Annotated in this window: 21 protein-coding genes and 1 riboswitch; of the genes, 12 read left to right on the top strand and 9 right to left on the bottom strand. The window is 68.0% G+C overall.

Going from position 1 to position 18,377, the window contains the following annotated elements; all coding sequences use genetic code 11:
* Window positions 1-10 precede the first annotated feature (10 nt).
* Both ACWCOM_RS11900 and ACWCOM_RS11905 read right to left on the bottom strand, forming a co-directional pair.
* Window positions 11-559 (bottom strand): hypothetical protein, encoded by a 549-nt coding sequence (locus ACWCOM_RS11900; protein ID WP_156270574.1) that lies wholly within the window; start codon window positions 557-559, stop codon window positions 11-13.
* Between the two features lie 139 nt (window positions 560-698).
* Complete coding sequence (locus ACWCOM_RS11905; RefSeq protein ID WP_454548962.1) at window positions 699-1,340, bottom strand: methyltransferase family protein; 642 nt, start codon at window positions 1,338-1,340, stop codon at window positions 699-701.
* Between the two features lie 176 nt (window positions 1,341-1,516).
* Between ACWCOM_RS11905 and ACWCOM_RS11910 the strand changes: the two genes are divergently transcribed.
* Both ACWCOM_RS11910 and ACWCOM_RS11915 read left to right on the top strand, forming a co-directional pair.
* Entirely contained in the window at window positions 1,517-1,849 is a 333-nt protein-coding gene (locus ACWCOM_RS11910) for an ArsR/SmtB family transcription factor (RefSeq protein WP_454548963.1), read from the top strand.
* Window positions 1,846-2,565, top strand: a complete 720-nt coding sequence (locus ACWCOM_RS11915; protein ID WP_156270571.1) for a cation transporter — start codon at window positions 1,846-1,848, stop codon at window positions 2,563-2,565. The genes ACWCOM_RS11910 and ACWCOM_RS11915 overlap by 4 nt, the downstream gene beginning before the upstream one ends.
* A 54-nt stretch (window positions 2,566-2,619) precedes the next feature.
* On the opposite strand, the gene ACWCOM_RS11920 is transcribed toward ACWCOM_RS11915, so the two are convergent.
* Window positions 2,620-2,937, bottom strand: a complete 318-nt coding sequence (locus ACWCOM_RS11920) for a hypothetical protein (RefSeq protein ID WP_454548964.1) — start codon at window positions 2,935-2,937, stop codon at window positions 2,620-2,622.
* A 180-nt stretch (window positions 2,938-3,117) separates the two neighbouring features.
* Window positions 3,118-3,308: riboswitch (cyclic di-AMP (ydaO/yuaA leader) on the top strand.
* Between the two features lie 5 nt (window positions 3,309-3,313).
* Between ACWCOM_RS11920 and ACWCOM_RS11925 the strand changes: the two genes are divergently transcribed.
* From ACWCOM_RS11925 to ACWCOM_RS11950, 6 genes are all read left to right on the top strand, one after another.
* Window positions 3,314-3,940, top strand: a complete 627-nt coding sequence (locus ACWCOM_RS11925) for a C40 family peptidase (RefSeq protein ID WP_454548965.1) — start codon at window positions 3,314-3,316, stop codon at window positions 3,938-3,940.
* A gap of 440 nt (window positions 3,941-4,380) precedes the next feature.
* Complete coding sequence (locus ACWCOM_RS11930) at window positions 4,381-4,749, top strand: ArsR/SmtB family transcription factor (RefSeq protein WP_156270568.1); 369 nt, start codon at window positions 4,381-4,383, stop codon at window positions 4,747-4,749.
* The gene (locus tag ACWCOM_RS11935) at window positions 4,746-5,660 is read left to right on the top strand and encodes a cation diffusion facilitator family transporter (protein ID WP_454548966.1); all 915 of its coding nucleotides are present in this window, start codon (window positions 4,746-4,748) and stop codon (window positions 5,658-5,660) included. The genes ACWCOM_RS11930 and ACWCOM_RS11935 overlap by 4 nt, the downstream gene beginning before the upstream one ends.
* Window positions 5,661-5,708: 48 nt before the next feature.
* Window positions 5,709-6,392, top strand: coding sequence for a DsbA family protein (locus tag ACWCOM_RS11940; RefSeq protein WP_454548967.1), 684 nt, complete (start codon window positions 5,709-5,711; stop codon window positions 6,390-6,392).
* A gap of 4 nt (window positions 6,393-6,396) precedes the next feature.
* Window positions 6,397-8,406 carry a cytochrome c oxidase assembly protein gene (locus ACWCOM_RS11945; protein ID WP_454548968.1) on the top strand — a complete coding sequence of 670 codons (2,010 nt, stop codon included), beginning with the start codon at window positions 6,397-6,399 and terminating at the stop codon, window positions 8,404-8,406.
* Window positions 8,399-9,046, top strand: coding sequence for a vitamin K epoxide reductase family protein (locus ACWCOM_RS11950; RefSeq protein ID WP_156270565.1), 648 nt, complete (start codon window positions 8,399-8,401; stop codon window positions 9,044-9,046). Before ACWCOM_RS11945 ends, ACWCOM_RS11950 begins: the two co-directional genes overlap by 8 nt.
* A gap of 59 nt (window positions 9,047-9,105) precedes the next feature.
* On the opposite strand, the gene ACWCOM_RS11955 is transcribed toward ACWCOM_RS11950, so the two are convergent.
* Window positions 9,106-9,432 carry an SHOCT domain-containing protein gene (locus tag ACWCOM_RS11955; protein ID WP_454548969.1) on the bottom strand — a complete coding sequence of 109 codons (327 nt, stop codon included), beginning with the start codon at window positions 9,430-9,432 and terminating at the stop codon, window positions 9,106-9,108.
* Window positions 9,433-9,512: 80 nt separating this feature from the next.
* Here ACWCOM_RS11955 and ACWCOM_RS11960 point away from each other — a divergent pair, with 80 nt between their 5' ends.
* The 4 genes from ACWCOM_RS11960 (at window position 9,513) to ACWCOM_RS11975 (ending at window position 12,016) form a co-directional block, all read left to right on the top strand.
* Window positions 9,513-9,878 carry an ArsR/SmtB family transcription factor gene (locus ACWCOM_RS11960; protein WP_454548970.1) on the top strand — a complete coding sequence of 122 codons (366 nt, stop codon included), beginning with the start codon at window positions 9,513-9,515 and terminating at the stop codon, window positions 9,876-9,878.
* The gene (locus ACWCOM_RS11965) at window positions 9,875-10,522 is read left to right on the top strand and encodes a cation transporter (protein WP_454548971.1); all 648 of its coding nucleotides are present in this window, start codon (window positions 9,875-9,877) and stop codon (window positions 10,520-10,522) included. Before ACWCOM_RS11960 ends, ACWCOM_RS11965 begins: the two co-directional genes overlap by 4 nt.
* A gap of 76 nt (window positions 10,523-10,598) precedes the next feature.
* Window positions 10,599-11,564: an arsenic resistance protein gene (locus tag ACWCOM_RS11970; protein ID WP_454548996.1), complete on the top strand. Its 966-nt coding sequence runs from the start codon at window positions 10,599-10,601 to the stop codon at window positions 11,562-11,564.
* A gap of 95 nt (window positions 11,565-11,659) precedes the next feature.
* Window positions 11,660-12,016: an ester cyclase gene (locus ACWCOM_RS11975; RefSeq protein WP_454548972.1), complete on the top strand. Its 357-nt coding sequence runs from the start codon at window positions 11,660-11,662 to the stop codon at window positions 12,014-12,016.
* Window positions 12,017-12,453: 437 nt separating this feature from the next.
* On the opposite strand, the gene ACWCOM_RS11980 is transcribed toward ACWCOM_RS11975, so the two are convergent.
* From ACWCOM_RS11980 to ACWCOM_RS12000, 5 genes are all read right to left on the bottom strand, one after another.
* Window positions 12,454-13,551 (bottom strand): acyltransferase family protein, encoded by a 1,098-nt coding sequence (locus ACWCOM_RS11980; protein ID WP_454548973.1) that lies wholly within the window; start codon window positions 13,549-13,551, stop codon window positions 12,454-12,456.
* 375 nt (window positions 13,552-13,926) lie between these two features.
* Complete coding sequence (locus ACWCOM_RS11985; protein ID WP_454548974.1) at window positions 13,927-14,343, bottom strand: hypothetical protein; 417 nt, start codon at window positions 14,341-14,343, stop codon at window positions 13,927-13,929.
* A gap of 946 nt (window positions 14,344-15,289) precedes the next feature.
* On the bottom strand, window positions 15,290-15,619 hold the full coding sequence (locus tag ACWCOM_RS11990; RefSeq protein WP_454548975.1) for a metal-sensitive transcriptional regulator: 330 nt from the start codon (window positions 15,617-15,619) through the stop codon (window positions 15,290-15,292).
* Window positions 15,620-15,720: 101 nt separating this feature from the next.
* The gene (locus tag ACWCOM_RS11995) at window positions 15,721-15,972 is read right to left on the bottom strand and encodes a YHS domain-containing protein (RefSeq protein WP_454548976.1); all 252 of its coding nucleotides are present in this window, start codon (window positions 15,970-15,972) and stop codon (window positions 15,721-15,723) included.
* A gap of 32 nt (window positions 15,973-16,004) precedes the next feature.
* On the bottom strand, window positions 16,005-18,335 hold the full coding sequence (locus tag ACWCOM_RS12000) for a heavy metal translocating P-type ATPase (RefSeq protein WP_454548977.1): 2,331 nt from the start codon (window positions 18,333-18,335) through the stop codon (window positions 16,005-16,007).
* Window positions 18,336-18,377 lie beyond the last annotated feature (42 nt).

Consider the following 18,377-nt stretch of genomic DNA (forward strand, 5'->3'; position numbering starts at 1 on the left):
GAGACGGTGGTCAGCGCCTGCTGGTGCTGCCGCTGTGATGCTCAGCTCCCAGCGACAAGCGGGCGTTGCCGGGCCCCTCAAGAACCAGCTCAACGGCCTGATCCGGCAACTCATAAACCAGCTCCGCCTGCAGGATCTCGCCCTGCTGCAGGGACACCGGGCCCGTGGACGCCCACGCCAGCTGTGACTGGCGCCCGCCCAACCGTTCCACCGCATAATCCTCGGCATTGAACTCGAGGCCCCCCGGTTCCATCACGGTGATCTCCAGCAGGACCTGCACACGGTGACTGCCCTCGGCCACTGGTCCGATGAGTTCGGGAGGCACCTCACCCGGTTGCGGACCAACCTGCGCATAGGGCAGCACACCATTGATGCGCGCCAGTCCACCAGGCACAGAGCCGGAGGCTCCCAGCATGGTGCTCGGTGCCTCCTCGGCGGCCACCCCACGGGCGAGCACCGCAAAGAGAACCAACAGACAGGCCGCCGGCATCATCCAGCGCCACCGGCTGCGAGGACGCTGTGCGACGGACGGGCCCTTGATTGTCACGGAGGTGGTCATGACACCACAGTGAGGAGCCAACCCTGGAGAAACGTTGCCACGACATCCGCCAGTACACGACGCCAACCGGGACCTCGTCTTCCTGCGCGCCTTGGATCCCGTGTCCTCGACACCCCACCGGTAGGCCGGGGGCCCTATTTCAGGAGTTCCTCTCGCTTTGGGGAATGCGCTGCAGTCGGCCGAGGCCGGGCAGGAACCGGCCGACACCAGCGGCGTAGGAGCCGTAGTCCTGGGGATGGGTGGCCAGCAGGTAGGGCTCTTCGACGAGACGGACCTGAAGTTCGACGGCCAGCAGCAGGCACAGCCACGCTGCTGCACTCACCACGGTGGGCACCAGGAGGGTCAGTCCCAGCAAGGTGGTGAGCATCGCGGTGAAGACGGGGTTGCGGATCACCGCGAAAACTCCGGTGGTCACCAGCTCGGTGCGTTCGGCGGCGTCCACCCCGATCCGCCAGGAAGCGCCCATGCCAGCCTGGGAGACCAGCACACCGACGAACCCCACGACGGTGATGACCAGCCCAGCCCACGCGATGACCTCCGGCAACCGGGGTGCGGTCACGGAGCCGGTGAGCGCCAGCGAGGGGCCGGCCGCACCGAGGACCAAGGCCACGGCGAACAGAACCCCGCCCCACCACTCCGCCGTCCCCGGTGCCCCGCTGATGCCCTGGAAACCAGTGGAGCCGGTGCGGGCCCGGTGGATCCAGGACCGCACCCCGAACGCGGCCACCAGACCGGTCAGGTACAGGCCCAGCGCGAGGGCCGGGGCCAAGTCAGTCATCATCGTCGTCCTCCTCGATTGGACGGGCCCGTCCAGGCCTTCCAGCTTTCAGGAGCGGTGCCGGCCAGGGCGGCACTGGCGAACTCAACAACGGCCTGGGGCCCAACCGTGCCGGTGAGCCGGTAACGCCCCGTGGAGCCATGACACTGACAGTACATAGGTTCGTGTACCTTTGGGGCATGAGCACGGTGACCCTCACACATGCCTCGGCCCTGTCCCGGCTGGGTAATGCCCTCTCGGATGCGACGCGCACCCAGGTCCTGCTGGCCCTGCGCGAAGGACCGGCCCGGCCCTCGGAGCTGGCTCAATCCCTTGGTGTCTCCAAGCAGGTGATGTCCAATCAGCTGGCCTGCCTGCGTGGCTGCGGGCTGGTGGCCTCTACCCCGGAAGGGCGTAGCACCTGGTACTCCCTGGCCGATCCCCGCCTGGGCGAGGCCCTGGGGGACCTGCTGGAGCTGGTGGTCACCGTGGACCCGACCTGCTGCTCCCCGGAAGGATGCACCTGCGCATGACCTCTCTGACCCTGGGTCCTAAGCCCGTCACCGATGCCCGCCGAGCGGTGCTGCACCGGCGGGTGCGCTGGATCGTGGCCGGCACCATCACCTACAACGTGCTCGAGGCGATCATCGCGATCACCGCCGGGCGCATTGCGTCCTCCTCGGCACTGATCGGGTTCGGCCTGGACTCCATCGTCGAGGTCCTCTCGGCGGCCGCGGTGGCCTGGCAGTTCGCCGCCCCCGACCCGCACCGCCGGGAGAAGATGGCCATGCGGGTGATCGCCCTCTCCTTCTTCGGGCTGGCCACCTTCGTCACCATCGACGCGATCCGCACCCTGGCCGGGGCCGCCGAACCCGAGCACTCCCCGGTGGGGATCGTGCTGGCGGCCGTGAGCCTGGTGATCATGCCGTTCCTGTCCTGGTTCGAACGCCGCACCGGCCGGGAACTGGGCTCGGCTTCGGCGGTGGCCGACTCGAAGCAGACCTTGCTGTGCACCTACCTCTCGGCCGTGCTCCTGGTGGGCCTGGTGCTCAACAGCACCCTGGGCTGGTCCTGGGCCGATCCGCTGGCTGCCCTGGTGATCGCCGCCGTGGCCGTGAAGGAAGGGCTGGAAGCTTGGCGCGGGGATGCCTGCTGCGCCCCGATCTCGGTCCTCACTGCCGAAGACAGCACACGTGACAGCGACGGCTGTGGCGGATGCGGGGCCACATGCACCTGCTGCGCCCACTGAAATTCAGCCCGCACGCACCGGCACCGCGTGACAGGCGCCGGTGCGTGCGGCTTCTCAGATGCCCGGGTAGGCGGGAATCGGGGCGGACAGCGCGCAATCCTCCGATGAGCAGAAGCGGGCCCTACGCACCGGTAGTCCGATTGGGGCTTCGGTGGGCATTTCTCCGGCCACCATGCTGATCATCGCCCCACCGGTCACCACCAGGGCCGACAGAGCCAGGGCGTCCGCGGCCTGGTGCAGGGTGAAGTAACCCAGGGTGGGCCCGAGCAGGATCAGGACGGCGAAGCCTAGAGCCAGCAGACCTGGCGGCGCCGGGCGATGTGTGCCCGGCGAACCCGTGGCGATGCTAGGAGCACCACTGAGTACGCGCATCCTCAGGCCCTCCCATAATTTCCAGGAAATTCACAGAAGAAATTCGATAAAACTCTAGGGATTTATCAAATCTTGATCTTTTTCTTCATGATCTCTATACATTCTCGAATCCGACTGTGATTGTTTCGTGATCATCTTGTACTCTTCGGTGCGTGCCGACCGCTGATCCTGTCGGCGCCCTCGTGCACATCGCCGAATTCTGCCGGTGCCCGGGGCCCATGCACAGAAACTGCTTGGCAGAAGCGGGGGAACCATTTCCGGTCCCGGTGATCCGGGGCCTTGGGGTTAAGTCGTTCGGAGCGCGTGCGCTCCGCGGCCGGGTGTCTCCCACCCGAATCCGACAGCTCACCTCGTAGGCAAAGGGAGGAACACACCCATGGCTATTTTCAAGCGCAGCACTGCCCGCCACCGCGCCGAGACCGCCTCGAACGCCGTGCGCAACACCACGATCGCCGCCGCGGCCGGTGCTGCGATCGTCGGCTCCATCGCCCCGGCCCAGGCCTACGCCGAGATCCCCGCCGCCAGTGGAACTTCCTATGCGGCTCCGGCCTCCGCGATGGCCGACCTGGCCTCCTACACCTATCAGGCCCCCGCTGCGCAGGCCCCGACCGTTCAGGCTGCCTCTTCCGTGAGCCCGCAGTCCACCACCACGACCGCGATTACCCCGGCCGCCGGCGGGATCGTCGGCACCGCCCAGCAGGGCGTGGGGGGCGGCTACGTCTGGGGTGGAACCTCGTTCGGCGCGTGGGATTGCTCCGGCTTCACCCAGTGGGTCTACGCCCAGAACGGCATCGACCTGCCCCGCACGAGCTTCCAGCAGATCGCCGCCGCCACGCCGACCACCACTCCGCAGCCTGGTGACCTGGTGTCCCAGAACGGCGGCAACCACATCGGCATCTACATCGGCGGCGGCAAGATGATCTCGGCGCTGAACCCCACCCAGGGGACCTTCGTTCACTCCGTCAACGCCATGGCCCTCGACGGGTACTACACCTACCGCTGAGTCTCGCCACAACGCCGGTGGCCACGCCTTCTGAAGCCATTCCCCCAGTGCGGGGTGCCTCGAAAGCACCAACACCTGAAAGCCTTTCAAGGTACCCCGCGCCAGTGGTCGGAGCCACGAACAGCAGCGTCACGGTCCTGCCGCGGCGTGAGTCGGTGGCCAACGGATGGGGCAGGAGGCGACCTTGCCGGCCGACCCATAGGGCACCCGCGGCCACGCCTGCACTCCCGCCGAACTGGATTGGCCCCCTCCTGCCACGCAGGGGCGACGCTGCGGCAGGACGACCCGCCGGGGGCGCGGTGCGGGATCGGGGAACGGGGATGCCGCAGTGGCGGACGGCATCCCCGTCCGCCCATACCGTAGGAACGCAAGCTGGACGTTGCCCGGGCCTCGTTCGACCCTCATCCCGTTTGATACAGATTCTGCTGTACGGTTATGGCATGAGGATCTTGTCCCCGGTCGAGGTGATGTCCCGGTTCGGCAAAGCACTGGCCGATCCCACTCGGGCCGCGGTGCTCTTGCAGCTGCAGCAGGGCCCGGCGGTGCCCTCGGAGCTGGCGGCTCGGATCGGGGTGAGTCGCCAGATCCTGTCCAATCATCTGGCCTGCTTGCGTGACTGCGGGTTGGTCGTGGGCGTGCCGATCGGGCGCAATGTGCGCTATGAGCTCTCGGACCCGAAGCTGGCTCATGCCCTGGAGGACCTGCTGGGCACCATCCTCACCGTCGAGGCGGTGTGCCGGTGCGGCACCCCTGAGTGCACCGCCGAGGACCTTGCTGATGACGCCACCGTCCAGGAGGTCCCGGCATGAGCGGGGAACACCACCACGCCCATGCCGCCACCGGGCGGCGGGGCAAGCTGGCGGTGGTCTTCCTCATCACCGCCACAATCATGGTCGCCGAGATCATCGGTGCTGTGATCTCGGGCAGTCTGGCGCTGCTGGCCGATGCCGGGCACATGTTCACCGACTCGGCCGGATTGCTGATCGCTTTCATCGCCGCGACCCTGGCGCTGAAGCCGGCCACGGACAAGCGCACCTGGGGCTACAAGCGCGCCGAAATCGTGGCCGCAGCCGCACAAGCATCCGTACTGCTGGCCGTGGGCGGGTTCGTGGCCGTCGAAGGGGTGCGCCGGCTGCTGGAGCCCCCGGAAGTCGAGTCCTCGGCCATGCTCTGGTTCGGGGTGATCGGGTTGGTCGGCAACATCATCGGGTTGGTCATCCTGGCCTCGGGGCGGGGAGAGAACCTGAACATGAAGGCCGCCTTCCTGGAGGTCGCCAATGACGCGCTGGGCTCGGTGGCGGTGATCGTCTCCGCGATCGTCATCGCCACCACCGGGTGGACCCAGGCGGATGCGCTCGTGTCCCTGCTCATTGCCGCCCTGATCGTGCCCCGGGCGCTGATCTTGTTGCGCGACACCGTCGAAGTGCTGATGGAGACCACCCCAAAGGGACTGGACTTGGAGGAGGTGCGCACCCGCCTGGAGGCCCTGCCGCACGTGGTCGGTGTGCACGACCTGCACGCCTCACGCATCGACTCCGACACCCCGGTGCTCTCAGCCCACGTCACCGTCCACGACGGCTGCCTGACCGCCGAACACGCCGGGGTCGTGCTCAAAGACCTGCAGACCTGTGTGGCCCGTGATTTCCACGTGGCTATCGAGCACTCCACCTTCCAGATCGAACCGGCCTCCCACCGCCAGGACGAGACCTTTCATCACTAGTCGCCACTCCACTCACCCCGGACCCTAAGCACAGAACGGAAACCCCTTGTGAGCACCACCGCCAGCACGCCCACCTCCCAGCGCAAACCCTCCAGGGCCAAGATCATCGTGTGGATCCTGCTGGTCGCCGTCGTGGCCGCCGTGGCCATTCCCATCCTGGTGGCCCGTGCCAATTCCACCCCGGAAGTACCCGAGGACGCCGGGCAACTCGTGCGAGAGAACAGTCGGGTACTCTCGAAGGCTCCGAATGAGCAAGCGGTGCTGGTGGAGTTTTTGGACTACGAGTGTGAAGCCTGCCGGGCCGCCTACCCCTTCATCGAGGAGCTGCGGGACGAGTACGCCGACACCGTGACATTCGTGCACCGGTATTTCCCGCTGCCGGGCCACCGCAACTCCGTCAACGCCGCGGTGGCCGTGGAGGCCGCCGCTCAGCAGGGACAATACGAGGCGATGTACCAGCGCATGTTCGAGACCCAGGCCGACTGGGGAGAGTCCGCCGAGGACCAGAGCGCGCTCTTCCGCGGCTTCGCCGAGGACCTCGGCCTGGACATGGCCGCTTTCGACGCCGCGGTGGCCGACCCGGCCACCGAAGAGCGGGTCAAGCTCGATGTCGCTGACGGTGAAGCCCTGGGCGTGGCCGGGACCCCGACGTTCTACCTCGACGGAGAAGTGCTCAACCCCGAGACCCTGGAAGACTTCCGGGCTGCTGTCGAGACCGCAGCCACAGACTGACCCGATGGCCACTCCATCGCGCACCACGACCCCACCGCCCGTCTCGTCGACCCCGGCTCCGCCAGAGACGGGGCGGCGCCGGGGTGCCGTCCCCGCTGCTGTTATCGGCGTCGGACTGGTGAGCCTCGCGGTGCTGTGGCTCGCCCTGGGCTCCTCCGGGGCCACTAGGGCCCGGGACGTACTCGATCCCGGGATCCTGGTGCGCTGGGGGTTGCCGACGGCCACGACCGTGCACCATCTGGCCATGTCCATCACCTGGGCCGGGCTGGTCTTCGCCACCACCGTGGTGCCCCGGTCCATCCCGGCCACCGGCGCAGGCAGGCCCAGGGTTGAGCACCCGGCCTTCGCCCGGGCCATGACGGTGACCGCGGCCGCAGCCGCAGTGTGGACCCTGGCCGCGGTGGCGATCATCGTGCTCAGCTACGCCGACACCATCGGGACCCCCGTCTCGGGCTCGCCCGAATTCACCGGGCAACTGGGTTACTACGTGACGCGCCTGATTCCCGGTCAGGCGTGGGCGGTGACCGCGGTGATGGCCGCCCTCACCACTACCCTGGCGGTGCTCGCTCGCTCCCCGCAACTGGTGGCCGCCACCACCGTGGTGGCCCTGGCCGCCGTCGTGCCGTTGTCCCAGCTGGGGCACGTGGCCGGGGTCGATGACCACAACGGGGCCGTCAACGCCTTGGCCCTGCACCTGCTGGGGGCCGGGATCTGGACCGGCGGGATCATCGTGCTCGCCCTGCTCACCCCGCTGCTGACCACCCGGCACGCCGGTCAGCAGTCCACGCACCGTGTGCTGGTGCGTTTTTCGGCCCTGGCCGGGGCGGCCTTCGTCCTGGTGACCGTCTCGGGGGTCATCAATACCGTCTATCGGATCGGGGGATGGGACGGACTGGATTCTGGTTACGGGGCCCTGGTGATCGCCAAAACGATCGCCACCCTCGCCCTGGGGGTGCTCGGATACCTCAACCGCCGGGCCATCACCGCCAGGCCCCCGGCCCTGGGGCGGGTGTGGCGGTTGATCACCGTGGAGGCCTTGATTCTCTGCGCGGTGATGGCCCTGGGTGTCGCCCTGGGGCGCACCCCCACCCCGGTGCCCCGGGAACGGGAACCGGACATCACCGACGCCGAGATACTCACCGGCTACCTGCTGCCCCCACCACTGAGCGCCACCGGGTGGTTCACGCAGTGGCGGTTCGACTGGCTGTGGATCGCCGTGGCGATCCTCGCCGCAGTCCTCTACCTGGCCGGGGTGCGGCGCCTGCACCGGGCCGGGACGCCGTGGCCGGCCGCGCGCACGGTCGCGTTCCTGGCCGGGCTGGTGCTGCTGGTCTATGTCACCTGCGGGGCGATGGCCATCTACGCCCCGATCCTGTTCAGCATCCACACCACCGCCCACCTGCTGCTGGCCTTCCCGGTGCCGCTGCTGCTGATCGCCGGAGCCCCCGGCCGCCTGGCGGCAGCCCTGGTGCCGGCCCGCACCGACGGATCCACCGGGTGGCGCGAACTCACCACCCGGTGGCGCACCTCCCGGGCCGGGGTGTTGCTGGTCCGCCCGGTCCCGGCCGCGATCCTGGTCCTGGCCGGGCTCGGTGTCTCCTACTACACCCCCGTCTTCGCCCTGGCCCTGCACACCCACGTCGGCCACGAACTGATGAACACCACCGCCATAGCCCTAGGCCTGATCTTCGCCGCCACCGTGCTGAGCCCACCGCGCGACCGGGCCGCGGTGCACACCCGGGCGCTGACCCTGGTCGCGGTCGCCGGCGCCCTTGGGGCCTGGGTGGCGGCCATCGCCCTGTCCCCGATGATGGTCCAACCGGAGTGGTTCTCCGGGCTGGGAAGGGACTGGGGGCCCTCCCCGCTGGCGGATCAACAGTCCGCGGCCAGCTCCATCCTCCTGACCGGGGCCCTGCCCCTGCTGGCCGCGGCCCTGGCCGTTCTGGCCCGAGGACACCACCCCGCCACCCCCGACATCGACAACGGAATCGTCAAGGACACCCACCATGGCTAAATCCACCACGACCACCACCGGCCACCCCGATGCCGGCCCGGCAGCCGAGGCACACCTGCCCGGCTTCGCCCGCCACCGCCCCTTTGCGATCCTCGTGCTGGTCACCGGGGTGATCGGCTGGATCGCCTCCGCGATCCTGGTCCTCGAGCGCCTGGAGCTTTACCGGGACCCGAACCACGTCACCAGTTGCGACATCAACCCGTGGGTGTCCTGCGGGCAGGTCATGGGCACCTGGCAGTCGGAACTGTTCGGCTTCCCCAACCCGCTGATCGGGATCGTGGCCTTCGCCGTGGTCATCACCACCGCCATGGCGGCCCTCTCCGGGGCGCGGTTCGGGCGCTGGTACTGGGTCGGGTTGCAGGCCGGGGTCACCGCCGGGGCGGTGTTTGTTACCTGGCTGTGGTCCCAGGCGCTGTTCTCGATCTACATCCTCTGCCTGTACTGCATGATCGTCTGGGCGGCGATGATCCCGCTGACCATCCTGCTCACCGTGCGCAACCTGGTCCACGGCATCATCCCCGCCCCCGCGGGGCTGGTGCGCTTCGCCGCCGAGTGGGCCTGGACGCTGGTGGCCATCACCTACGTGGCCGTGGCCGCCTCGGTGTTCTTCCGCTTCTTCACCGCCTTCACCGGCCTCTGATACGTGCCCGGCCCCGGCGCCCCCATGCAAGGGGCACCGGGGTCGCGGTCTGTCCAGACTCAGCGCGTAGGGTTGTCCTCCCTCAACGTGTGCAGCCGTTCCCGGTACTCCTCGGTGGAAATCTCCCCGCGGGCATAACGCTCCTGCAGGATCCCTCGGGCGCGGCGACCGTTACCACCGGACCCCAACCCGTTGAGGCGATCGATGATGACCGCGCGGTTGCGCATCAGCACGACCACCAGCACGCCGATCAACAGGATCCCCACGAGAAGCGACAGTGGCCACAGGCCCACACCCATGCCCATCGCGTTGCAGCAACCCATCACCGGACTCGCCTTCCTCGTTGGCGGACCGGCAACCTGAGACCTATGGCGCAGGGCGGCCACCGGTTAAACCGTAGAACCGCGGCGACCAAAATTACATCGTCAATATACGATTCATCACTATGGGCCGATAACATCGTCCCATGACGAACAATAGTTGTGCGACCAGCCTGAACCCTGCCGTGGCCTTGTTCCATTCCCTGTCCGATCCCACTCGCCTGACCATCGTGGCCCGTCTAGCCAAAGGCGAGGCACGGGTGCGGGATCTGGTGGAGGAGACCGGCATGGCCCAGTCCACCGTCTCGGCCCATGTGTCCTGCTTGCGTGAGTGCGGGCTGGTGGCCGGGCGCACCGAGGGCCGGCAGACCTTCTACGCCCTAACTCGCCCGGAGCTGATGGACCTGCTGGCCACTGCCGAGACTCTGCTGGCGGCCACCGGGTCGAAGGTCGTCCTGTGCCCCACCTACGGCACGATCCTTGCCGAAGATGCCACGGAGGAAGCCCGATGAGCACCCCCGCCGTCCTTTCACCCATGGAGACCGAAGCCCTCACTCGTCGCGGCCTGCGCCTGGCCCAGTTCACCGTCGGCTACAACGTCATTGAAGGCATCATCGCCGTCACCGCCGGCCTTATGGCCGGGCTGGTCTCGGTGGTCGGCTTTGGCATCGACTCCGGCATCGAGTCCATCGCCGCGGTGCTGGTTGCCCTACGCCTGTCCGCACGGTTACGCCACGGCGAGACCGACGAGCATAAGGAGAAAATCGCCCTGCGCCTGGTAGCCGTGACCTTCTTCATTCTCGCCGCCTACGTCACCTACGAAGGCATCCGCTCCTTGATCGAGGGCGAGGCCCCGGAGTCTTCCCCAGTAAGCATCATCATCCTGGTGATCTCGCTGATCATCATGCCGGTGCTGGCCGCCGCGAAGAAGAAAGTCGGCACTGCCCTAGGTGACAACCTCATCCTCGCTGATGCCGCCGAGACGAAGATCTGCGTGCTGCTGTCGGTTTCCACCCTGGCTGGGCTGATCGTCTACGCCCTGACCGGTGCGGCCTGGATGGATCCGGTGGCCGGGTTCGTCATTGCAGCTTTCGCCATCATGGAAGGCAGGGAGGCTTGGGAGGGCGAGCTCGTCGAGGAGGACGATGACGACTGATTGCCCCTTGCCGGGTCCGGCCGTGCGGGTGACGCTCTAGGGTGAACAGGTGAACGACTTAACGGCAGTGGACTGGATGGAGCGGCACCAAATCGCCCTCTATGTCGTGGCGATCGCCGCCGGTCTCGCGGCCGGGTGGTGGATCCCGGGGGCCCCCTCCCTGGAGGCGGCGATCAACCCGGTGCTGGGCTTGTTGCTGTTCGCCACGTTCCTGGCGGTGCCCTTCACCGCCATCGGCCGGGCCTTCGCCGATCTGCGGTTTTTGGGCGCGGTGATGGTGCTCAACTTCGTGATCGTCCCCGTCGTCGTCTTTGGCCTGTCCCGGTTCGTGGCCGGCAACGAGGCGCTGTTGCTGGGGGTGCTGCTGGTACTGCTGGCCCCGTGTGTGGACTACGTGATCGTCTTTTCCGGTCTGGCCGGTGGGGCCAGCGACCGGCTGTTGGCCGCGGCGCCGTTGCTGATGCTCGCCCAGATGCTGCTGCTGCCGGTGTACCTGTGGGCTTTCGCCGGGGCGCAGACGGTCGCACTGGTGGAGCTGGCCCCGTTCGTGGAGGCCTTCTTGGTGCTCATCGTCATCCCGCTGACCGCGGCCGCGGCCGTGCAGTGGGCCGCCCCCCGGGCCGTTGCGGTCCAGGGGGTGGAAGGGGTGATGGCCGCGGGCATGGTGCCGCTGATGATGGCGACCCTGTTCACCGTCATCGCCTCCCAGGTGCGGGCGGTGGGGGAGCAGCTCGGGGCGCTGGTGGCGGTGGTGCCGCTCTACGTGGCGTTCTTGGTGGTGATGGTCCCCATCGGGATCCTCGCTGCTCGGGCCGCGCGGCTGGACGTGCGCTCCGCCCGGGCGCTGGTGTTCACCGGGGCCACCCGCAACTCCCTGGTCGTCCTGCCTCTGGCTCTGGCCCTGCCGGCCTCCCTGTCCTTGGCGCCGCTGGTGGTGGTGACCCAGACCCTGGTCGAGCTGATCGGCATGGTGATCTTCGTCCGCATCATTCCCCGGGTATTGCCCGAACTCGACCCGTCCCCGGTGACTGCCGCCGCGTAACTCCGAGCCGTCGACGCCAGCGTCTCGGGCACCTCCTTGAGGCGCCTTTGTAGGGTGGCGGCACACCTACCTCCCACCTGGCTGGAGGACACACCATGCCCGCCCCTAATGACCCCGCGCCGTCAACACATGACGACGTGATCACCCGCCTGGTTGAGGAGGTCCTGGTCGGCGGGAGCCTGGAGGCCCTGGACCAGCTCTACACCCCGGCCATGGCGCGGGTCGCCCGACGCTGGATCGCCCCATTCCGTGCCGCCTTCCCCGACACCCGCATGCAGATCGTGCAGCTGGTCAGCGACGGGAAAACCGTGGCCGCCCGGTTCCGCTGCTCCGGCACTCACCTCGGTGAGTGGCGCGGTCACGCGCCCACAGGACGGTGCTTCGAGAACATCGACGAGGTGTACTTCTTCACCTTCCGCAACGGTCTGATCGCCAAGACCTGGGGCTTGTAAGACACCTTGGAACGCTTCCGCCAACTGGGCTTACGACCCTAGGTCGGCAGCGCACCCACCACCGGATCAAACCTCCAGATCGTCCCTGCAGAACAACGTCACTCCACGCCCACCCACTCATGGACCCGCCTGGTCCTCGGGTGGGTTCAGCCAACTTTGAGAGCAAGTCTCAGAAACACGTCCTGACACTGGCGCAGCAATTGAACGCTGATGCCTTCATCATCTGCTGCACCAGCGCGTGCAGTAGGGGATCCCCTCCAGGCGCCTCACGCGCAGAGACCACCCCCACATCTTCCTCTTGCGGCGATGGGGCGGTTGGACGTCCTGCGCTATACAGATGTCCGGATATCGGCCAATGTCCGCGAGGCGATGTTGCGGTAGGGGTTTCCCGGGCCTGGGTGCGAGTGCATCGTCAGGACGCGGGCGGCATGGCCGGGTCAGTGCGGACGGAGGCCCGGCACGGCCCCGGCGTGGGGGTCCTCTGCGATGGGGGAGGGGACGCGCCGGTCGGGACGGTCGCGGGGATCCAGCCACGCCTTGGCCCGCAAGGCGGGCTTCTCCACAAGCCTCCAGGACAGCAGCGCCAGGGGCAGCGTCAGGAAGAGGACGAGCACGGAGTTGACGGCGATTCCCCACGACGCGGTGCCGAGCAGGACGAGGAGCTGCTGCACCGGGTACGCGTAGATGTAGACGCCGTAGGAGAGGTCCGTACGCGTGGTCCAGTTGCGGGACGGGGTGGCGCCGAGGCCGAGGAGCAGCACGGCAAGCGGCAGCTGCCCGTACAGGTCCGCCCAGCCCTGATCCGTCAGCACGGCGTAGACGACCCCCGCCCCCGCGACGTGCACCCAGGTGGGGCGCCAGGTGCCCGCCCAGGCCCAGACCGCCGCGCCCGCCAGGAAGTAGCCCACCAGCCGGGCGCCATTGAGGTAGAGGTTGGTTGTGACCTCCAGCGGTCCCTCGAGCAGGGGCCGAAGGACGAGCACGGCGAGGAACATCGCCGGGAGCACCCACCGGGCGTGCCGCGCCGCGACCGCGAGACTGAGGACGAGACCGATCAGAACGTAGGCGAGAGCCTCGTAGAACAGCGTCCAGAGCGAGCCATTCCACGAGTCCGGGGTCGGGACCGCGGTCAGGGTCCCATCGATGCCCCACTGCGACATCTTCAGGTCGGCGTTGCTCAGCACAAAGCCGGCGGCGGAGGCGAGGTCGAGTGGTTTGACCTCGAGTGCAGCCGCGAGTGGGGCGAAGACGGCGGCCACCACGAGCAGGCTCACGAGGAAGGCGGGGTAGATGCGCAGGAACCGTCGCCAGAGGTACGGCACGAGCCGGGTCCGCGCCCTGCTCTCGGCGATGAGGTAGCCGCTGAGGACGAAGAAGCCGTTGACGGCCACGTCGGAGAGCAGTTCGAGGCTGGGTCCGTCGGCGCCGGTCAGGGGCCAGGCGTGGCCGATGATGACCACGGATGCCAGGACCAGACGAATGGCGTTGAGACGGTTGTGGCGGTCGGCCAGGCGTTCTTGGAGAGTCGTGGCCACGGCAGCTGCCTTCCGGAGGTGACGGGCAGCGCGGCCGGTGTGGTCTGCTGCAGGATGTGGGTCGGTCCGCCGGGTGCAGGAGCAGATGTGACGCCGGGCGATCACCCATCCGAGCACGAGTTTAGTTATGCAAATACATGCTTGCGTGCTGTTCCGCACAAGTGGGGACGGAATCACCTCGGCGCACGGCCAGCATGAGGCCGTTTGGTTTACATATGGCCTGATACCGGCCACTTCCGCGAGAGCGGCGTTGCAGTAGAGGTTCGCTTTCCGGACTACCCACCCCGGCGCCGTGGCCGGTGAGCGCACCGCCACGGCATCGTGACGGCCGGGAAACCGTCGGACGGGGATCTCTCCGGGGTGGTGGCTGTTGGCTCAACCGCTGGGCTGGAGGAGCTGCCCCGACCCGGCGGCCACCGGTGTGGTGGAGGAGAGTCCCGATAAGTCGTCACCGCCCAGGTGCTGCGGGGTGCCGGCGGCCACCCACGCCAGCAGCTGATTGTTGTGGGCGGCCACCGCGGCTACCGCCCGGGCCCCGGGCACGGCTTCGGCGGTAGTAAGCATCGCGGCGTCGGGGCAGTAGGCGATCAGCACCCCGTGGAAGAATCGGGCACGACCGGCCTGCTCGGTGGTGCCGATGCGCACCCCGCGGGCCTGCAGCCGGTGCAGATGGTTGAGCTGGACGACCAGGACTGGGTCGGCCACCAGGATCCCGAGGTCCCCCCAGGTGAGGTCGTCGGCCTGGTCGAAGGCCCAGTTGATGGCCTGGAACAGTCCGTTGGCCGGGGCCACCGGGGCAGCGACATAGGCGCGAGGGCGCTGGGGGAAGCACACCCGTGATCACGGGCCTGACGCTCCTTGGACGGATCGACAAGCGACCGCGGTTTCTTGTCCGTGGGGATCGGCTGACGCGCAGTTCCCGGTCATGGATGAAATGTATCGGTTCATCTGCCGTGCACCTGGTGACGGTCGTAGTGTCAGAGGAATGAGGGGGAAGCGTAAGGATCCAGAGTCCATGGGGGACTCAGGTCTCGCTGTAGCGCTGGTGGTGTTCGGAAGCGTACTGGCGGGGTTGCTCCTATATGTCTTGTGGAGGGGGGCCGTCGATTTGAGGTTGGCGTTCGTCCTCGCCGTCGTGCCGGTTGCGGTGATCCTGGCATGGCTGTGGTCACGCATGCGCTGAACCATCCCTCCGGGCCGGAGCCCTGACAGGGCGCACGGGCGAAGGCCGTACGTAGCGTGAGGTGCTGCCAGCACCTTCGTCTCAGTGGGCATGTTCCGGAACGAGCGAGCTCGGCTTGGGGAGGATGCGGTCCCGCAGGGAACAGGCAACCTACCCAACCCGCAGGAGTGCAGAGGGTGTAGGTCGTCGGTCAGGTGTCCTTGGTTCAAACACGTTCCTGTCGCGGTCGGTCACCGGAAGAGCACTGGCCGGGAAGAGTGACCCCGGCCGGCCATTCAGGCCGGACAGCGGTACCCGGAGAAACGACGTCGGAGACGGTCCACTGGGCGGTGGGTTCGACGGTCACCGGATCCCAGGCGGGCAGGATGTGGATCGCGACTATCCCGTTCAAAGCCAGGCCAAGGGCGGCGTCGACGCCGGTCAGGTGCCATTTGCCGGTGGTAGCGGCTCCGGTCGCAGCGCCCTTTTCCGAGTCCTGCCGACGAGAGGCACCGCACAGTACCGGTTCTACAGCAGGTGTTCCGAATAGGGGCGGAGGTCGCAGATGCCGCTGGGTCAGGAGCGTACAAGGCGGGCGATGGCCTCGGAGGCTTCTTTGAGCTTGGCCTCGGCGGCGTCCTCGCCGAGTTGAGCGGCGTCTAGGACGCAGTGCTTCATGTGGTCGTCGAGCAATCCGAGGCCGACGTTGCGCAATGCGGAGGTCAGGGCGGAGATCTGGGTGAGGATGTCGATGCAGTACTGCTCCTCGTCGACCATCCGGTGGATGCCTCGGGCTTGGCCCTCGATGCGCTTGAGGCGGGCGAGGTAGCGGTCCTTGTCGCTGATGTAGCCGTGGGTGGTGTGGCACTCGGTATCGGTGGTCTCAGGGACAGGGGTGGTGTCCATGGTGGCGTCTTCGTCTTTCCGTAGGTGTCGTATGGGCCGGCGGACCCGGGCCAGCTGTGGAGCTGGCCCGGATCCGCCGGCCCTAGGGGTGCTGGGTAGGATCAGGCGGTCGCGTACTTGGCGGGGTCGGCGTCGAAGGTCGGTCCGCAACCGGGGCAGCAGAGCCAGTATCGCTGGCCTTGGTAGTCGCGGACGAGCCCTGCGGCCTCGGCCTCGGCTTTGACGACCTGGTTGCCGGGCATCACCGGGCACTCGGCCATCTTGTCCCTGGAGACCCCAGTTCGATCGTCGTTCGCAAGCCCATGGTGATGGGTGTGCTCGTCGTGGTGGTGGTTGAGGTCGTGGTGGCACATACGGGGTGTTCCTTTCGATCGGTGGAGTGGGTTCAGGCCTCGATCGGTTGCCGCGTGCGGAGGCGCGGGGTCGCCGATGACGGCTGGGGGTCGATGGCCTGGCTGGTGAAGGAGCGCAGACGCAGGCTGTTGGTGACCACGAAGACGGATGAGAAGGCCATGGCTGCCCCGGCGAGCATGGGGTTGAGCAGTCCGAAGGCGGCCAGGGGGATGGCTGCGGTGTTGTAGGCGAAGGCCCAGAACAGGTTCGTCTTGATTGTTCTCAGCGTGCGTCGGGAGAGTCGGATCGCGTCCGCGGCGGCCCGCAGGTCCCCGCGCACCAGTGTGATGTCAGCGGCCTCGATGGCCACATCGGTGCCGGTGCCCATGGCCAGGCCGAGATTGGCCTGGGCCAGGGCGGGAGCGTCGTTGACGCCGTCACCGACCATCGCCACGGTCTTGCCCTGTCCCTGGAGCTTCGCGACGACGTCGACCTTGTCCTTGGGGAGCACCTCGGCGATGACCTCGTCAACACCGACCTCTGCGGCGACCTGGGCGGCCACGGCCTGGTTGTCCCCGGTGAGCAGCACCGGGGTCAGGCCCAGCTCCTTGAATTGGGCAATGGCTTGGGCGCTGGTGGGCTTGACCTCATCGGCGACCACGAGGATGCCGCGCGCTTGCCCATCCCAGCCGACCGCCACCGCGGTCTTGCCCTGGGCCTCGGCGGCCTGCTTGGCCTGGCGCAGATCGTCGTCGAGGTGCTGGGCCCACTCGGCCAGCAGGGCCTCCCGGCCAACCAGCACGGCGTGGCCGTCGACGACGCCCTGGACCCCGCGACCTTCGATGTTCTCGAAGGACTCCGGGGTGGGCAGGTCCCCCACCTCAGCGCTGGCGCCGGTGGCGATGGCCCGAGCGACGGGGTGCTCGGAGGCGTTCTCCACGGCACCGGCCAGACGCAGCAGCTCGGCCCGGTCCACTCCGGGGGCGGGGATCGCCTTGGCGAGGGTCATCTTGCCGGTGGTGACGGTGCCGGTCTTGTCCAGCACGATCGTGTTGATCCGCCGGGTGGATTCCAGCACCTCGGGTCCTTTGATGAGCACGCCCATCTGGGCGCCTCGACCGGTGCCGACCAGCAGCGTGGTCGGGGTGGCCAGGCCCAGGGCGCAGGGGCAGGCGATGATCAGCACCGCCACCGCGGCGGTGAAGCCTGCCGCGAGGGGGAACCCGGCGCCGATCCACGCCCCGAGGGTGGCCACGGCGATCGCGATGGCGATGGGCACGAAAACGGCCGAGACCCGGTCGGCCAGACGCTGGATCTCGGCCTTGCCGGACTGGGCGTCCTCGACCAGCTGGGCCATCTGCGCCAACTGCGTATCCGCACCGACCCGTGTGGCGGCCACGACGAGGCGGCCGCCGGCGTTGACGGTGGCCCCGGTGACCGTGTCCCCTGCGGCGACCTCGACCGGTACCGACTCGCCGGTGAGCATGGAGGCGTCGATAGCACTGGTGCCGGAAACGACGACCCCATCGGTGGCGATCTTCTCCCCGGGGCGCACGATGAACTCATCCCCCACGGCCAAATCCTCGATGGGGATGCGCTGCTCGCGCCCCTCGCGCAGGACAGCGACGTCCTTCGCCCCGAGCTCCAACAGGGCGCGCAGGGCCGCCCCAGCCCGGCGCTTGGAGCGCTTCTCGAAGTAACGCCCGAGCAGGATGAAGGTGATCACGCCCGCGGCGACCTCGAGATAGATGTTCCCCAGCCCCTGGGTGGGGGAGATGGTCAGCTCGAAGGGGTGCACCATCCCGGGCTGACCGGCCGTGCCGAAGAACAGGGCCACGATCGACCACAACAGGGACGCGGTGGTGCCCATCGAGATCAGTGTGTCCATCGTCGCCGTGCCGTGACGCAGGTTCAGCCACGCGGCCCGATGGAAAGGCCAGCCGGCCCACACCACCACGGGCGCGGCGAGCACGAGAGAGGCGAAGCCCCAGTAGTCGAACTGCAGGGCGGGAATCATCGCCATCGCAATCACCGGCACCGCAAGCACTGCCGCACCGATCAGACGCTGCCGCAGAGTGCGCAGCTCAGCGTCTTCCACCGGTGCCTCCTCGGCCGCTGCCTCACCGGGGTCGGCCTGCCGGGGTGCTGGTAGGGCGGCGGTGTAGCCGGTTTTCTCCACCTCGGCGATCAAATCTTGCGGGTCGTACCCGGCCGGAGCGCTGACGCGGGCCTTCTCCGTGGCGTAGTTGACGCTGGCGCTCACGCCCTCGAGCTTGTTGAGCTTGCGCTCGATTCGGTTGGCGCACGAGGCACAGGTCATCCCCCCGATCTCAAGCTCGACGTCAGTGCCCAGCGCCTGCGGCTGGGCCGAGGATGCAGACATGCGGTGCTTCTTTCTCTCGCTAGGGCCGCCACCGATCCGGTC

It is taken from the genome of Kocuria sp. KH4 (assembly GCF_053711175.1).

What these genes read in the sequence shown, in the direction of transcription:
- ACWCOM_RS11930 (WP_156270568.1), top strand. Translation starts at nt 4,381, where the DNA reads ATGAGGATCTTGTCCCCGGTCGAGGTGATGTCCCGGTTCGGCAAAGCA.
- ACWCOM_RS11990 (WP_454548975.1), bottom strand. Translation starts at nt 15,619, where the DNA reads ATGGACACCACCCCTGTCCCTGAGACCACCGATACCGAGTGCCACACC.
- ACWCOM_RS11915 (WP_156270571.1), top strand. Translation starts at nt 1,846, where the DNA reads ATGACCTCTCTGACCCTGGGTCCTAAGCCCGTCACCGATGCCCGCCGA.
- ACWCOM_RS11900 (WP_156270574.1), bottom strand. Translation starts at nt 559, where the DNA reads ATGACCACCTCCGTGACAATCAAGGGCCCGTCCGTCGCACAGCGTCCT.
- ACWCOM_RS11935 (WP_454548966.1), top strand. Translation starts at nt 4,746, where the DNA reads ATGAGCGGGGAACACCACCACGCCCATGCCGCCACCGGGCGGCGGGGC.
- ACWCOM_RS11905 (WP_454548962.1), bottom strand. Translation starts at nt 1,340, where the DNA reads ATGATGACTGACTTGGCCCCGGCCCTCGCGCTGGGCCTGTACCTGACC.
- ACWCOM_RS11970 (WP_454548996.1), top strand. Translation starts at nt 10,599, where the DNA reads ATGGAGCGGCACCAAATCGCCCTCTATGTCGTGGCGATCGCCGCCGGT.
- ACWCOM_RS11975 (WP_454548972.1), top strand. Translation starts at nt 11,660, where the DNA reads ATGCCCGCCCCTAATGACCCCGCGCCGTCAACACATGACGACGTGATC.
- ACWCOM_RS11920 (WP_454548964.1), bottom strand. Translation starts at nt 2,937, where the DNA reads ATGCGCGTACTCAGTGGTGCTCCTAGCATCGCCACGGGTTCGCCGGGC.
- ACWCOM_RS11965 (WP_454548971.1), top strand. Translation starts at nt 9,875, where the DNA reads ATGAGCACCCCCGCCGTCCTTTCACCCATGGAGACCGAAGCCCTCACT.
- ACWCOM_RS11925 (WP_454548965.1), top strand. Translation starts at nt 3,314, where the DNA reads ATGGCTATTTTCAAGCGCAGCACTGCCCGCCACCGCGCCGAGACCGCC.
- ACWCOM_RS11945 (WP_454548968.1), top strand. Translation starts at nt 6,397, where the DNA reads ATGGCCACTCCATCGCGCACCACGACCCCACCGCCCGTCTCGTCGACC.
- ACWCOM_RS11995 (WP_454548976.1), bottom strand. Translation starts at nt 15,972, where the DNA reads ATGTGCCACCACGACCTCAACCACCACCACGACGAGCACACCCATCAC.
- ACWCOM_RS11960 (WP_454548970.1), top strand. Translation starts at nt 9,513, where the DNA reads ATGACGAACAATAGTTGTGCGACCAGCCTGAACCCTGCCGTGGCCTTG.
- ACWCOM_RS11910 (WP_454548963.1), top strand. Translation starts at nt 1,517, where the DNA reads ATGAGCACGGTGACCCTCACACATGCCTCGGCCCTGTCCCGGCTGGGT.
- ACWCOM_RS11950 (WP_156270565.1), top strand. Translation starts at nt 8,399, where the DNA reads ATGGCTAAATCCACCACGACCACCACCGGCCACCCCGATGCCGGCCCG.
- ACWCOM_RS12000 (WP_454548977.1), bottom strand. Translation starts at nt 18,335, where the DNA reads ATGTCTGCATCCTCGGCCCAGCCGCAGGCGCTGGGCACTGACGTCGAG.